Genomic DNA, 14,665 nt, shown 5'->3' with positions numbered 1-14,665 from the left:
CTTTACTGACTTTCTGACTCCCCTACAACAAATCAAATCCAATATCTTTCCGGAAGTACATACCGTCATAATAGATCCGCGCAGCATCGGCGGTCGCTTGTTGTAAGGCATTAAATAAATTATCCTGCAAAGTTGAAACCGCTAAAACGCGGCCTCCTGAAGTTTTTATTTCTTCGCCATCCAGGTAGGTGCCCGCATGGAAAACGGTTGAATCGTGCACGTTTTCAATTCCGGTAATGGTTTTATGTTTTAAATATTCGCCGGGATATCCGCCTGCGACCATTACTACGGTTGCAGCTACTTTTTTTGAAATAATTAATTCCTTTTGGTCAAGATTGCCTTCTGCAACACCTGAAAGCAGCTCCACAAAATCCGATTCTATCCGCAGCATTACGCTTTCGGTTTCAGGATCGCCCATTCGGCAATTATATTCAATTACCCAGGGTTCGCCGGCGCAATTCATCAGGCCGATAAAAATAAAGCCTTTATAAGGGATATTTTCTTTTTTTAAACCTTCAACTGTCGGGATGATCACCCTATCTTCAACCTTTTTCATAAAGGCTGCATCGGCAAAAGGTACCGGGCTTACCGAGCCCATACCACCGGTATTTAAGCCGGTGTCGCCTTCGCCAATTCTTTTATAATCTTTGGCTTCGGGTAAAATTTTATAGTGTGAGCCATCGGTCATCACAAATACCGAAAGCTCAATGCCTGATAAAAATTGTTCAATCACCACGCTTGAGCTGGCGTCGCCAAACTTGGCTTCCAGCAGCATTTCATTTAGTTCTTGCCGGGCTTCGCCTACGGAAGCACAGATCAAAACGCCTTTACCTGCAGCAAGGCCATCCGCCTTCAAAACGATGGGCAAGCCTATGGAAGCCAGGTATTCGCAGCCTTCCTGTAAGGTATCTTTGGTGAAAGTTTTTGATGCGGCGGCAGGGATGTTATTACGCACCATAAACTGTTTGGAGAAATCTTTGCTACCTTCCAGTTGGGCGCCTTCACGCTGCGGGCCTATAACAGGGATGTTTTTCAATAGCTGATCCGCCAGGAAAAAATCATGAATCCCTTTAACCAATGGTTCCTCGGGGCCAACCAAAACCAGGTCGATCATGTGCTCAAGTGTTGCCTTTTTTATACCTTCAAAATCATTCACCTTAATATCCAGGTTTTTACCATATTGGCCGGTGCCGGCATTACCTGGCGCTATAAAAAGCTGCTGACATTTTGGGCTTTGAGAAATTTTCCAGGCGAAGGCGCTTTCCCTTCCGCCCGAACCGAGGAGCAGGATATTCATGGGGCAAAGATATGGAAATGTGCGGATGTGCAAATGTGCAAATGTGCGGATGTTTTGGATATGCAGATGCGCAGGCGTTTTTAATTTGCTTTATTGCAGCATTATTTGCCTTTTTTCCCATCTGCACATCTGAAATCTGCACATTTGCACATTAAAACTTACCTTTACATAAACATCTGCCTATGTCGCGCCGATTAGATAAATATGAAAAGTTGCCGGTGTACCAAAAAGCCGAGGAATTATTTGACCTGGCTGAAGTAATCGCCGAAGCGCTGAAAGAAGACGAAATGAAAGAACACCTGGCGGCGCAGATGTTAAGCAATGCGGCAATGGTACAGGCGAAAATTGCCGGGGCCGAAGGTGGTGGACTCTATTCATTGCGTATGCAAAACGCGGTTTTAATAAAACTGGCAGTGCAGGATATGTTTAACGCAGTATCATTTTCGTCGATGGTGGAGATCAATGAAGAAGATTATGTCGACCTGATGCGCGATAAGGTGGAAGAGTTCAGGGAGGTTTTTGTGGAGTGGATAAGGGGATTTGATAAAAGCTATGATATCCCCGATAACTGGGCCATCCGGTTTGATACCAGCACCCCCGAACAGGAAAAACTGGAAGACCTGATGTTTGATGAGGACCGTTTCTTTAGCGATTTTGACGAAGACGAGGAAACCGGCGACGATCCGGAGGAAGAAGAGTAGCCGGTTTGCTGATTGCAGGTTGCTTTTTTATTACCTAGCACCTTAAAAATGTGCTGAATGCAAACACCAAACCTTTGTAATATTTACTCCGTATAAGTTCTTTTCGATACAATTAAAATTTATTGAAGATGCTGACAGACGAATTGCCGGTTACACCCCTTTACCAGGAAATTACTACGGTCGACAGGCGCACAAACCTTCCGCACGAGGAATTTATCAACGAATATGTAAAGAAATCACTGCCTGTTGTTTTAACGGATGCTGCAAAAAACTGGAAGGCGATGAAGAAATTCACACCTGCCTGGTTTAAAGAACATTACGCGCACATCAACAAAAATATCAATGGCGTTAACTATAACATGGGCGATTTTATCGACATGATGTTAACCTCAACTGCCGAAAATCCGGCGCCGTATCCCTATAATTTTGATGTCAAAAAAGTTTTTCCGGAACTGATGGACGACTTTTTGCCCGAGATCATTTACGGAAATATCGACAGGATCAACCATAAGCTGATGCCCAAAAAGTTATTACAGGGCACCACTGTTTACGAAATATTTTTGGGCGGCAAGGGTTCAAGCTTCCCCTACCTGCATTTTGATGCTTTGTTTATGCATACGCAGATCACCCAGGTATACGGTTCAAAGGTGTTTATCATGTACCCTCCTGATCAAACACCATGTATGTACCCGTTCCCGGACAACCCCAAATTTTCGCAGGTAAATTTCCTCAACCCTGATTATGAAAAATTCCCCTTATTTAAAAACGCCAAACCGATAGAATTTACGCTGCTTGAGGGCGAAACACTGCTGTTTCCTTCGGGATGGTGGCATACCACAAAAATAAACGAACCATGCATCTCCCTTGGCCGCGCCCAACTCAATGGCTATAATTGGGATAATTTTATAAAGGACCGGTACATCAACTGGAAGAAAAAAATATCTATAGCCGCATTACCCGTTTTAGCCTATGGTAAAATAGTGGGCAGCATCATGAATGCGCAGGACAGATGATCACAGATTTTAAGATGATTTTATGATTTCGCAGATTTAAGAAGTCATAATTTTAATATACGATGCCCTTTGGTTAACTACGAAGGGCATTTTTATTTGGCAACAACGCCCATTCAAAATCCACATTCCACCTTCAATTATCTGTGAAATCTCAATAATCTGTTAAAAATCTGTGATTAAACGTTACCTTTGCCTGTCATATTGGCTCAATTTTGCTATGGCGCAATTGTTGAGTATTATCGCATCATAAAAGAACAACATGTTAAATTTTATAAGTAAACTTTTTGGGAACAAGTCTGAACGGGATGTAAAGGTTTTGTGGCCTTTAGCAGACAAGGTGAAGGCCGAATACGCCAAACTGGACGGAATAAGCAATGACGAACTTAGGGACAAAACATTTGGCTTTAAGAAAACTATAAGTGACGGGCTGGCCTCAATTGATGCAGAAATTGCTGCAGTTAAGGATCAAACAGAGAATACCCCGGATATGGACGTCAGCGAAAAGGTGGGTTTATATACCCAGCTGGACAAGCTGGAAAAAGACCGCAATAAAGAGCTGGAAGTTATTTTGATGAATATACTTCCGGAGGCTTTTGCTGTGGTAAAGGAAACCGCCCGCAGGTTTAAAGAAAACAAGACCATCGAAGTTACCGCCTACCAGTTTGACCGTGAGTTGGCTGCCCGCAAATCAAATGTGATCATTAAAGGAGACAAGGCCATCCACCATAATACCTGGATTGCTGCCGGAAACGAAGTTACCTGGGATATGGTTCATTACGATGTACAGCTGATCGGCGGTATTGTATTGCACCAGGGAAAGATCTCTGAAATGGCGACAGGTGAAGGTAAAACGCTGGTAGCTACGTTACCCGCATACTTAAACGCATTAGCCGGACAAGGTGTACATATTGTAACCGTGAACGATTACCTTGCACGGCGTGACTCCGAATGGATGGGCCCGTTGTACGAATTCCACGGTTTAAGTGTTGATTGTATCGATAAACACGAGCCAAATTCGGAGGAACGCCGCGCTGCTTACCTTGCTGACATTACATTTGGCACCAATAATGAGTTTGGCTTTGATTACCTGCGTGACAATATGACACGTAGCCCCGAAGAATTGGTTCAACGCCGGCTGCATTATGCCATGGTGGATGAGGTTGACTCGGTGCTGATTGATGACGCGCGTACGCCACTGATCATTTCGGGTCCGATACCCCGCGGTGATGAACATGAGTTTTATGAGTTGAAACCGCGTATTGAGCGCCTGGTAAATGCACAGAAAAACTATGTAAACGGCGCTTTAAACGAAGCAAAAAAATTAATAGCCGAAGGAAAAACCGGCCCCGACGAAGGTGGCCTGGCATTATTACGTGCATTCCGTGGCCTGCCAAAAAGCAAAGCCCTGATCAAATTCCTGAGTGAGGGTCCCAACCGGCAGCTGCTGTTAAAATCAGAGAACTATTACATGCAGGACCAAAGCAAGGAAATGCCAAAGGTTGATGCTGAGCTGTTTTTTATTATCGACGAAAAAAATAACCAGGTGGAACTGGCTGAAAAAGGAATCGAACTGATCACTACTTCTGGTGAGGATCCACATTTCTTTGTAATGCCGGATGTGGGCACCGAAATATCGGATATCGAAAAATCAAACCTGCCTGCCGAAGAAAAAATAGCGAAGAAGGACGCCCTGATGCGCGATTTTTCGATCAAATCTGAACGTATACACTCCGTTAACCAGCTACTGAAAGCATATACCCTGTTTGAAAAGGATACAGAATACATCCTTGACGACGGAAAGGTGAAGATTGTTGATGAGCAAACCGGCCGTGTATTGGATGGCCGCCGCTATTCAGACGGCTTACACCAGGCAATTGAGGCGAAAGAAAATGTAAAAGTTGAAGACGCCACCCAAACCTTTGCCACCATTACCCTGCAAAACTATTTCAGGATGTACCACAAGCTTTGCGGTATGACAGGTACTGCAGTTACCGAAGCTGGTGAGTTTTGGGAGATCTATAAACTGGACGTGGTTGAAATACCAACCAATACCCCAACCAGCCGCGAAGACAGGCAGGACCTGGTTTATCGTACCGTGAGGGAAAAATATAATGCAGTTGCCGAAGAGATCAGCAAATTAACAACGGCGGGCAGACCGGTACTGGTGGGTACCACTTCGGTTGAAATCTCGGAATTACTAAGCCGGATGCTGAAATTGCGTGGCATTAAGCATAATGTGCTGAATGCCAAAATGCACCAAAAGGAAGCGGATATTGTAGCCGAAGCTGGTCAGACAGGGACAGTTACTATAGCAACCAACATGGCAGGCCGTGGTACGGATATTAAATTAGGCCCCGGCGTTAAGGAAGCCGGTGGTTTGGCCATTGTGGGTACCGAGCGCCATGAATCGCGCCGTGTTGACCGTCAGTTGCGTGGCCGTGCGGGCAGGCAGGGCGACCCGGGATCGTCACAGTTCTTTGTATCCCTGGAAGATAACCTGATGCGTTTGTTTGGCTCCGAAAGGATCTCCAACCTGATGGTGAAGATGGGTATTGAAGAGGGCGAGGTGATCCAACATTCCATGATCTCCAATTCCATTGAGCGTGCGCAGAAAAAAGTTGAAGAAAATAACTTTGGTATCCGTAAACGTTTGCTGGAATATGATGATGTGATGAACTCGCAGCGTACCGTTATTTACTCCAAACGTAAAAACGCGTTGTTTGGCGATCGTTTGGATGTGGATATCAGCAACACTGTTTTTGATGTTGTTGAAGATGTGGTGACAGAATATAAGGAAGCCAACAATCACGAAGGCTTTAATATGGAAATGATCCGCATTTTTTCGCTGGATTTTGAAATTACCCAGGAAGATTGGGCCGGCATTACCATTGCCAGCTTAACCGATAAGGTATTTGCAGCCGTTACTGAATTTTATAAACGCAAACAGGAAGCCATTGCACAGCAGGCTTACCCGGTTTTAAAAGATGTTTTTGAAACCCGCGGCGAGTATGTTGAAAATATCATGGTGCCATTTACGGATGGGATCCATGGCATCCAGGTATCTGTTCCGCTTAAGAAAGCTATAAAAAATCACGGCCTGGAAGTTTTCAAATCGTTTGAAAAGAATGTGACCCTTTACCTGATCGACGATGCCTGGAAAGAGCATTTGCGTGAAATGGACGAGTTAAAACAATCCGTACAAAATGCGGTTTACGAACAGAAGGACCCCTTACTGGTTTATAAGTTCGAAGCGTTTGAGTTGTTCCGCCAGATGCTGGCCAGCGTGAACAAGGAGCTGGTAAGCTTCCTGTTCAGGGGCGGGATACCTGTGCAACAGGAGCCCGATGAAGTGCGCGAAGCAAAACCGCAACCCAAATTGGACCTGAAAAAAATGCGCACCTCGAAACCCGAGCTGGTAAGCGAAGCAAATGGCGCAGCCATGCAGGATATGCGCGAACTGCAAAAAGCAGCCCCGGTTAGGGTTGAAAATAAAATAGGCAGAAATGACCCTTGTCCTTGCGGCAGCGGTAAAAAATATAAGAATTGCCATGGTGTAGGGCTGGTGTAGCCCCACTCAATGCAATTCAGTAAAAAAATAAGAAGTTAAATATCGAATAATAAATTTTGAATGTCGAACGCCGAAGTTTCTTACTTCATCATTCTACATTCGATATGGGGTGTTCGATATTAAAATTCTTAAATGAAAATTCTTTTAATAGAATGAAATTAAAAAGGGTCTTCCTGTGAAAGGATACAGTCTTGGCAAATGAAAAACGCAGCATCTTACATCGCTAAATTAGGCCTGTCAGGTTGCTGTATTTTTTTTGCCCCTTTGGTTTCATCGGCACAAACCCGCGGCAAAGTTGAGGTGGTAAAAGACCCGCTGATAGATACTTTTATTGCCCGGCGGCCTCAGTTAAATAAAACCCCGGGCGCTGGCGAAAGCACCTCAAGCGGGTACCGGGTTCAAATTTATTTTGGATCGAACCGGCAGTCGGCTTATAGTGCGCAGGCTAAGTTCATGAGTGATTACCCGGATGTGCCAACCTATGTTACTTATACCGAACCAAATTTTAAAGTACAGGTGGGCGACTTCCGTACAAGACTGGAAGCCCAGAAATTACAAAGCGATTTGAAGGGCATGTTCAGCACCCTTTTTATTATCCCAACCAAAATAAATCCCCCAAAACCCGACGCGTCAAATGATTAAAGAGCAGATTCAACAGCTATCCAAAGATATTTTTAATGATGTGGTAGCCAACCGCCGCCACCTGCACTCCCATCCCGAGTTATCCTTTCAGGAGTTTGAAACTTCAGCGTTCATCGGCCGTAAGCTGGACGAACTGGGGCTCACCTACCAAAAAATGGCCGACAATGGCCTGGTTGCGCTGATAAAAGGTGAAAAACCGTCAGATAAAGTGGTGGCCCTGCGCGCCGATATGGATGCTTTGCCGATCACCGAAGTTAATGAAGTTGCCTACAAGTCGCAGAACGTTGGAGTGATGCATGCCTGCGGTCATGATGCGCATACTTCGTCATTATTGGGCACTGCAAAAATACTGACTGCGCTGAAAAGCGAGTTTGGTGGTACCGTTAAACTGATCTTCCAACCGGCAGAAGAAAAGTTACCCGGCGGCGCAAGTTTAATGATTAAGGAAGGCGTACTGGAAAACCCGAAACCTCAGGCGGTCATCGGGCAGCATGTAATGCCATTGATAGATGCGGGAAAAGTTGGGTTCCGTGCCGGCAAGTACATGGCTTCGACGGATGAAATTTATGTAACCGTACACGGCAAGGGCGGCCACGGCGCGCAGCCGCAGCAAAACATCGACCCGGTAATTATTACCGCTCATATACTCACCGCATTGCAAACCATAGTAAGCCGGTCTGCCGATCCTAAAAGCCCGTCGGTCCTTTCCTTCGGAAAAGTAATAGCCAACGGCGCTACCAACGTGATCCCGAACGAGGTTTACCTGGAAGGCACTTTCCGTACCATGGATGAAAAATGGCGAAGTGAAGCGCATGTCAAAATGAAAAAAATGGCAGAAGGCATTGCCGAAAGTATGGGCGGCAGCTGCGATTTTAATATCATGCGCGGATACCCATTTTTGATTAACGAAGAAAAACTAACCGCATCGGCCCGTGGCTTTGCCGAAGATTACCTGGGTAAGGAAAACGTGCTCGACCTGGATATCTGGATGGCTGCCGAAGATTTCGCCTATTACTCGCAGGTGGCTGATTCCTGCTTTTACCGTTTGGGGACCCGTAACGAAAGCCGGGGCATTACCTCATCCGTACATACCCCCACTTTTGATGTGGAAGAAGACGCGTTTAAGATCAGCACCGGGTTGATGGCTTATATGGCTATTAAGCAGCTGGGGAATTGATTGTTGAGTTCATAGTACATGGACATAGTTCATCGTAAAACAGGTTTATGAAGATACTTTTTGTTTTGGGTTGAGCATTTGTCAGGCTTTGGAATCTAATCAAGATCAACGTGATTAGGCCGTGAAAATCCCGATATTATTGATAATAACTAATTGAAAACATGATAGTTGCGCCAGCTCCCTTCTTCAGAGGGGGGTGCGTTGGCCAGTGGTGCGGCGGCAGGCCTCTCAAGAGGGGTGTCGCACAGGCCCGGCTTTAAAATTTGCCTGGCAAAACACGTTAAGATTATTAGTTGCTACACGTTATTTAATACATGAACGTTTGCGGAAAGTTGTTAGAGTTAGGTTACATATTTTCCTGATCGTTGTCATTTTTTGCTACATTCACTATCGTTAATTTAGCGGTCTCACCCAATTAAATGATGAAAAAGCTGTATATAATCTTTTCAGTACTAATAATATCCATTCCGGCCGCCTACGCACAACAGATCAAGCGTTTTAATCCAGATTCCATCCGTACCATCACTATTGATTCGGCCATCAATATCCACTCGCATCATTTAACCGCGCAGGATTTTATTGATGCCGTTCTGGCTGATACCGGTTTTTACCAGGCTTTCCGCAACATGAAAAAATACGATTTCATTGCCGAAAACCGCATTTATACCTACAATAAAAAGAACAAGGTTGACGGGCGCATTTACCGCAAGATCAGGCACAGCAACGTGAACGGGAAACACCGGATGGATTTCCTGGTAAAGCAGGATACCGGCAGCGTTTACAAATCCAACGGCAAATACCAGTTGTATACGGTAGAGATGTTTGATTTTATTTTTATGAATGCCTATAATTCGGACTTTGTAAAAGGCCCGGCGCTACCGGGATCGGGCGGTAAAAACGAATCGTATAAGGATAAATTAAAGACGCTGATATTTTCGCCGGGGCATAAAGTAAGCGGCCTGCCTTTTATCAGCGGCAAAACAGAGCTGTTTTCGCGCAATATGCGGGGTTACTATTACTACCAGTTCACGCGCGGTAAATACCTGGATTCTATCCCGGTGTATCGGTTCAGGGTGGTAAGAAAACCAAGCGAAGGAGATAATGACGTGGTGGTAAAGGAAATGACTACTATATTTGATATGCGCAACTTCCAAATCCTTGGCCGCTATGTCGACCTAAAATACGACAACTGGCTTTTTAGCTTTGATGTGCAGATGAATATTGAGCTGCGAAAAGTAAATGGCGAGTTATTGCCCGTAAAGATCACCTACCAGGGTAACTGGGATGTGCCCTTTCATAAAACAGAACGGGCAAGTTTTTTAGTGGTACATAAGGATTTCAAAAAGGAATGATTACACCGATTTTTTGAGAAAGTGATTACACCGATTGGGATTCAATTGGTGCAATCACAAAAAAATCGGTGTAATCACAAAATCAATTAATCTGTTTCAGCATTTCCTTTACGGCTGTTTCCAGTTGCTGGTCTTCTCCGGCCAGTTCTTTTACATAATCATTGCTTATTTTTATGTCCGGTTCCAGCTGGTGGTTTTCGGTAGGTTCAGTTTGATTGATGCCATAGGTGGAGATCATCGGGATGCCGAAAAATATGGTATTATCAATCTGGTCTTCCCACCATACGGCTGTTCCGGTACCGGCTACCGGCATGCCGATCAGCTTTCCAATATTCAATTCTTTATAAACGTAAGGGAAAATAAACGCGTCTGAATAATTGCCTTCGCTCATTAAAACGCAGCTTGGCCGGGTCCATTTGTTCATGGATTCTCCGCCCTGGGTTTTATTGCTTTGCGGGCGCAGGGTTAAATATTCTTTCCCGCTCAAAAAGGTGGCCAGGTCATCATGCAGCCATCCGCCGCCGTTAAAACGGGTGTCAACTATCAGTGCTTTTTTATCAATATTTCTACCCAAAACCTTGTCGAATGTAACCCGGTAACTTGGGTCATCCATACCGCGCACATGCACATAACCCACCTGCCCGTTGGATAGGCTGTCGGTTAAATGTTCCATCTTTTTTATCCAGCGGTTATAAAGCAGCATATTGCCTTCCATTCCGGTATTGATAGGTTTTACCGTTTCCTGGAATTGTTCGTTTGTCTTTGGGTTATGGAAATTTACCTGGGTGTATTTCCCTTCCTTATGATTCAATAATTTTGCCCAGTCTTCATTATCTGTAATCGGCATACCATCAATTTTATCAATGATATCGCCTTTTTTCAATTTAGTTTTATCGATATCAAAAGGACCGCCGGCAATAACGTCCACTACCTTCAGGCCGTTGCCGCCAACGGAATTATCATACAATAAACCTAATGAGGCTGTCGCATCGCCGTCAGGAAAACGGGGGCCATAACCACTGCCCGTATGCGAAGCGTTCAATTCGCCTAAAAACTCGCTAAGCAATACATCAAAATCATAATTGTTATTGATGGAGGGCAAAAACTTCACATAATTGTCGTGGTAATATTTCCAGTCTACACCCTGCAGTTTAGGGTCAAAAAACTTCTTCTGTACCTGTTTGTAAATATGGTCGAATATGTAAGCCCTTTCTGCAGCGGCATCCAGGTCCATATTTGATTTTATTTGAACGGGCGTTACTTTGCCGTCATCCACACCTACTTTCATAATGCTGCCGTCGGCCAGCAGGAATAAGGATTTTCCATCGTTGCTCATCACCAGCGAACCATTGGGGTCTTTTAGTTCGGCCAGCATTTTGGTATCGTTGGTGCGTGGCTGGGTTACCCATAAATTGTAGCCCTTATCGTACCGGGCCAGGTAATAAAGCTTTTCGCCATCGGGCGATAGTTTGGCATCAGCAATATCGGTTGAGCTGATGGTAAGCCGCTCCGTGCGGTTGTCAAGGTTATCCAGGTTAGGCACAAAATCAGGGGCTTTTACTTTGGCTGTATCTTTCCCTTTTTTTGTTGCCGCCAGCTTCTTTTTAATTTCTGCCGAATCGCGTTTTTCCTGTTCGTTCCGTATGGTGATGTCGTCCTTGCTTAGCTGATATTTATCCCAGGCGGCCTGGTCAAAAAACATTGCAAAAATATCACTCTGGCTGCCGCGGCTCAGGTTTTTCATACCGTTTTTGTCCGAGAACCAATACATCATTTTTCCGCCCATTCCCCATTGCGGCTGCCCGTTATTGAAACCGCTTTGGGTTAAATTAACCCGTTTGCCACTGCCATCGGTTTTAAATAAAATGACCTGGTTGGTAAAAATATGCCCTTCGCTTGATTGCGCCAGCAGGTATTTGCCGTCAGGCGACCAGGTAAAATACTGGTCACCATCGGCATACGAATAATTTACGCCTTCGGGCAGCAAAGTAGTTGAAGTTTTAGTGCCGATATCATAAACCTTAATAATATTCCTTTCTTCCAGGTAAGCTATCTTTTTGCCATCCGGCGAATAAACGCCCTGGAATTCATCCTTATCCGTAGCGATTACCGGCTCAAAATTCAGGGTGGTGGAGGCATAAAAGTAGGGCTCGTTTTTATTGGCGATGGATACTTTGTAAATGTCCCACGACTTTCCATTTTCAACCGAATACAAAATACTGCGGCCATCCGGGCTAAACTGGATCATCCGCTCCTGGTAGGGTGTATTGGTTATTCGTTTGGTAATGCTGCCGTCAACTGAGGTAACAAAGATCTCGCCCCTGTAAACAAAAGCCACCTCTTTACCTTCAGGAGATACCGCCATTTCTGTAGCCTGGCCCATTACAGGGATATTTTTTACCTGGTCGCCGTTGAAATCAGCTGTCGCGGTGATCAATACTTTTTGGGGCTGCGCGCCTTCTTTCAACGTGTAAATATCACCGTCCTGGGTAAAAGAGAAGGTGCCATTATCAGCTCTGGACAGGTTACGTACCGGGTCTTTTTCAAAATGAGTCAATTGGGTGATGTTATTGATATCCGCTTCTGAGGAGCCGTAAAGGTTTTGATTGCCGTTACGTTCGCTCAGGTAATAAAATTTATCGCCGTCGCCCCAAACAGGTTCGCGGTCTTCGCCAACGAATGGCGATACTTTGGTATAAGCATTATTCTTCAGGTCATAGATCCAGATATCCCGGGTAACCGCTGAAGTATGGTGTTTGCGGTAGGGATTTTCGTAGCCTTTGCGGTCCTGGAAAATGAATTTATCGCCTGCTTTGTTAAAGTGAACATATTCGGTACCGGCAGAATTTACCATGATACTGCGGCCGCCCTTTGCAGGCACCTGGTATAACTTGGTGAAATAATAATCATCCGGAAACCGAACGGAACTGGCCACATCATAGCGGCGGGTGCCGAAATAAACGGTCTGGTTATCAGCCGAGAAATCGTAAGGGATATCCTTGCTCGAATTATAGGTTAAACGGGTGGCGGCACCGCCGCTTGAGGGCATAATAAACACATCAAAATTGCCATTCCTGTCTGACGCGAAAGCGATCGACTTGCCATCATGGCTCCAAACCGGGTAGCCGTTATAGGCGCTGTTGATGGTTAAAGGAACTGCCGCCCCCCGGCGGATGAGACCTTAAACAGGTTGCCTTTATATTCAAAAGCGATCCAGTTGCCATCGGGCGAAATGGCAGGTTGCTGCATCCAAAGCAAGTGGTCCTGCGCGAGTGACCGGCTTATAAATGCACAGAAAATGAGGAGCGTAAAAATTTGTTTTTTCATGCAGGTTAAGTTTGAAAAGCTAAAGTAGTGAAAGATTGCAACAGATTTAAAAGCTTTATTTTTATTTATTTGTCCGATGGGCTATGCCCATCGCAGACATATCGCGCCCTTTCAGGGCTGCAAAACGGAACGGGTAAAAAATAAAACATTGGCGCACTACGCCTTCTTAAACCAGGGCACAAAAGCGCTGGTTTTTTGCTGATATTTTTTAAATGCTTCGCCCTTTGTGCGCAGGGATTGCTCTTCGGTAGCTGGGATGCCGGTTACCTTTAACAACAGGTAAAGGATGATAGCCGGGCTGATAATGGCCAGGTAGCCATAAGGGGAACCCAGGGCAAAAACAAAATAGGAGCCCCACATCAGCCATTCAAAAAAATAATTGGGGTGCCTTGAATAGCCCCAGAGGCCGGTATCGCAAACTTTGCCTTTATTGGCAGCGTCTTTTTTAAACGCGGCCAGCTGCGCATCAGCTGTTGCTTCGCCAATCACACTGATCAGCCATAAAGCGGTCCCGGCATATTCAAGCGCCCCAAGTTGCGGGGCGGTATTCAGTGTGATGATAAAAAATGGGACAGCGAGCAAAACGTTCGAAAGGGCCTGCGCCTGGAAAAAAAAAGCCATTTTTACTTCCGCATTTTTCCCCCAATCCTTGCGGATCTGTGCGTATCGCGGCTCCTCCTGCCGCAGGTGTTTTAATACCCTTACTGCCAAATGCGTACCCAGGCGCCCGCCGGCAATGATCACCATACCGCAGAGCAGCAGCTTTCGCGTTTCAAACCCCGGCGCCAGCAGCAACAGGATGATGGCTATTATCGGAAAATTGTATGACCAGAAGATGTCAACTACTCCTGCATTTTTTATCCTGAGCGACCAGAGCCATACCAAAAACATGATGACGCAACAGGCCAGTGCCGAATAGCCCACCAGTGCGTAAATTGAACTGTTATCCATTTTGCTTGCCAAATAATTCTTTTAAACCTTCATTTTGTTTGAGCCTGAAAAGCTGGATCAGCACATAGGCACAAGAGCCTATGCTGCCCAGTGTTACCAGCAATATTAACCACACAATCCGCAAAAACACGCTATTTTCCTTATAACATACCCACAAAAATATCACGGTTACATTGGCATAAAAATCCCAAAGGGTAGCACGCATCCAGGGAATGGTCGCCAGAAAATTCCATTGCTCAAACAAATTGCTATGCATGCTGGTGCTGATAACGGTATAGCACATACTCACAAACAGGATACTAAAAAGGATTTTTAATGCAGTGATCATTGGGTTATGCTTTTCGTAATCTGATAATGGGGAGCCAGTGCGTAATAGTATAAGCCCTGGATTTTAAAAATGAGAATCCCTGTAAAATAAAAGTAGCTAAATAAAATGTCCTCTCCCAAAAACCATTCATTTTAAACATTTTATGAGAAGCACACCTGCGCAAAAAAAATGCCTGGAAAAAGGGCGACTGGTACCTGTGGCAGAGGAAGAAGATGGAGATCATTAGTTAATTAAGTTGAATTGTTGATTGGGTTAAAAATTTAATCATTCAATCATCGATATCTATTTTAAAATTATTTTTTGTCTTGG

The 14,665-nt window shown here is 44.9% G+C and carries 11 protein-coding genes; 6 read left to right on the top strand and 5 right to left on the bottom strand.

Annotated features, from left to right (window positions below; genetic code table 11):
- Positions 1-22 precede the first annotated feature (22 nt).
- Entirely contained in the window at positions 23-1,297 is a 1,275-nt protein-coding gene (gene purD / locus MgSA37_RS26970) for a phosphoribosylamine--glycine ligase (RefSeq protein WP_096356818.1), read from the bottom strand.
- A 182-nt stretch (positions 1,298-1,479) separates the two neighbouring features.
- Here purD and MgSA37_RS26965 point away from each other — a divergent pair, with 182 nt between their 5' ends.
- From MgSA37_RS26965 to MgSA37_RS26940, 6 genes are all read left to right on the top strand, one after another.
- Positions 1,480-1,998 carry a hypothetical protein gene (locus MgSA37_RS26965; RefSeq protein WP_096356816.1) on the top strand — a complete coding sequence of 173 codons (519 nt, stop codon included), beginning with the start codon at positions 1,480-1,482 and terminating at the stop codon, positions 1,996-1,998.
- 128 nt (positions 1,999-2,126) lie between these two features.
- Entirely contained in the window at positions 2,127-3,011 is an 885-nt protein-coding gene (locus MgSA37_RS26960; protein WP_096356814.1) for a cupin-like domain-containing protein, read from the top strand.
- 259 nt (positions 3,012-3,270) lie between these two features.
- On the top strand, positions 3,271-6,579 hold the full coding sequence (secA, locus tag MgSA37_RS26955; RefSeq protein WP_096356812.1) for a preprotein translocase subunit SecA: 3,309 nt from the start codon (positions 3,271-3,273) through the stop codon (positions 6,577-6,579).
- Positions 6,580-6,777: 198 nt separating this feature from the next.
- Complete coding sequence (locus MgSA37_RS26950) at positions 6,778-7,221, top strand: SPOR domain-containing protein (protein WP_096356810.1); 444 nt, start codon at positions 6,778-6,780, stop codon at positions 7,219-7,221.
- Entirely contained in the window at positions 7,214-8,398 is a 1,185-nt protein-coding gene (locus tag MgSA37_RS26945; protein ID WP_096356809.1) for a M20 metallopeptidase family protein, read from the top strand. The genes MgSA37_RS26950 and MgSA37_RS26945 overlap by 8 nt, the downstream gene beginning before the upstream one ends.
- Before the next feature lie 419 nt (positions 8,399-8,817).
- Complete coding sequence (locus MgSA37_RS26940) at positions 8,818-9,750, top strand: hypothetical protein (RefSeq protein ID WP_311732850.1); 933 nt, start codon at positions 8,818-8,820, stop codon at positions 9,748-9,750.
- Positions 9,751-9,832: 82 nt separating this feature from the next.
- Here the strand turns inward: MgSA37_RS26940 and MgSA37_RS26935 are convergent, their stop codons facing one another.
- The 4 genes from MgSA37_RS26935 to MgSA37_RS26925 all read right to left on the bottom strand — a co-directional run bounded on the left by MgSA37_RS26935 (position 9,833) and on the right by MgSA37_RS26925 (position 14,407).
- Complete coding sequence (locus tag MgSA37_RS26935) at positions 9,833-12,799, bottom strand: S41 family peptidase (protein ID WP_232010741.1); 2,967 nt, start codon at positions 12,797-12,799, stop codon at positions 9,833-9,835.
- Between the two features lie 98 nt (positions 12,800-12,897).
- Positions 12,898-13,077, bottom strand: coding sequence for a hypothetical protein (locus MgSA37_RS29275; protein WP_232010740.1), 180 nt, complete (start codon positions 13,075-13,077; stop codon positions 12,898-12,900).
- A 156-nt stretch (positions 13,078-13,233) separates the two neighbouring features.
- Entirely contained in the window at positions 13,234-14,028 is a 795-nt protein-coding gene (locus MgSA37_RS26930; RefSeq protein WP_096356805.1) for a DUF1295 domain-containing protein, read from the bottom strand.
- Positions 14,021-14,407 (bottom strand): DUF1475 family protein, encoded by a 387-nt coding sequence (locus MgSA37_RS26925; protein WP_096356803.1) that lies wholly within the window; start codon positions 14,405-14,407, stop codon positions 14,021-14,023. Before MgSA37_RS26925 ends, MgSA37_RS26930 begins: the two co-directional genes overlap by 8 nt.
- Between the last annotated feature and the right edge of the window lie 258 nt (positions 14,408-14,665).

Origin of the sequence: Mucilaginibacter gotjawali (assembly GCF_002355435.1) — a bacterium.
In the GTDB taxonomy this organism is placed as follows: Bacteria; Bacteroidota; Bacteroidia; order Sphingobacteriales; family Sphingobacteriaceae; genus Mucilaginibacter; species Mucilaginibacter gotjawali.
Note: the sequence above shows the minus strand (reverse complement) of the source record. Positions and strands in the feature narration are given on the sequence as shown.

What these genes read in the sequence shown, in the direction of transcription:
- purD (WP_096356818.1), bottom strand. Translation starts at nt 1,297, where the DNA reads ATGAATATCCTGCTCCTCGGTTCGGGCGGAAGGGAAAGCGCCTTCGCC.
- MgSA37_RS26965 (WP_096356816.1), top strand. Translation starts at nt 1,480, where the DNA reads ATGTCGCGCCGATTAGATAAATATGAAAAGTTGCCGGTGTACCAAAAA.
- MgSA37_RS26960 (WP_096356814.1), top strand. Translation starts at nt 2,127, where the DNA reads ATGCTGACAGACGAATTGCCGGTTACACCCCTTTACCAGGAAATTACT.
- secA (WP_096356812.1), top strand. Translation starts at nt 3,271, where the DNA reads ATGTTAAATTTTATAAGTAAACTTTTTGGGAACAAGTCTGAACGGGAT.
- MgSA37_RS26950 (WP_096356810.1), top strand. Translation starts at nt 6,778, where the DNA reads ATGAAAAACGCAGCATCTTACATCGCTAAATTAGGCCTGTCAGGTTGC.
- MgSA37_RS26945 (WP_096356809.1), top strand. Translation starts at nt 7,214, where the DNA reads ATGATTAAAGAGCAGATTCAACAGCTATCCAAAGATATTTTTAATGAT.
- MgSA37_RS26940 (WP_311732850.1), top strand. Translation starts at nt 8,818, where the DNA reads ATGATGAAAAAGCTGTATATAATCTTTTCAGTACTAATAATATCCATT.
- MgSA37_RS26935 (WP_232010741.1), bottom strand. Translation starts at nt 12,799, where the DNA reads ATGCCCTCAAGCGGCGGTGCCGCCACCCGTTTAACCTATAATTCGAGC.
- MgSA37_RS29275 (WP_232010740.1), bottom strand. Translation starts at nt 13,077, where the DNA reads ATGAAAAAACAAATTTTTACGCTCCTCATTTTCTGTGCATTTATAAGC.
- MgSA37_RS26930 (WP_096356805.1), bottom strand. Translation starts at nt 14,028, where the DNA reads ATGGATAACAGTTCAATTTACGCACTGGTGGGCTATTCGGCACTGGCC.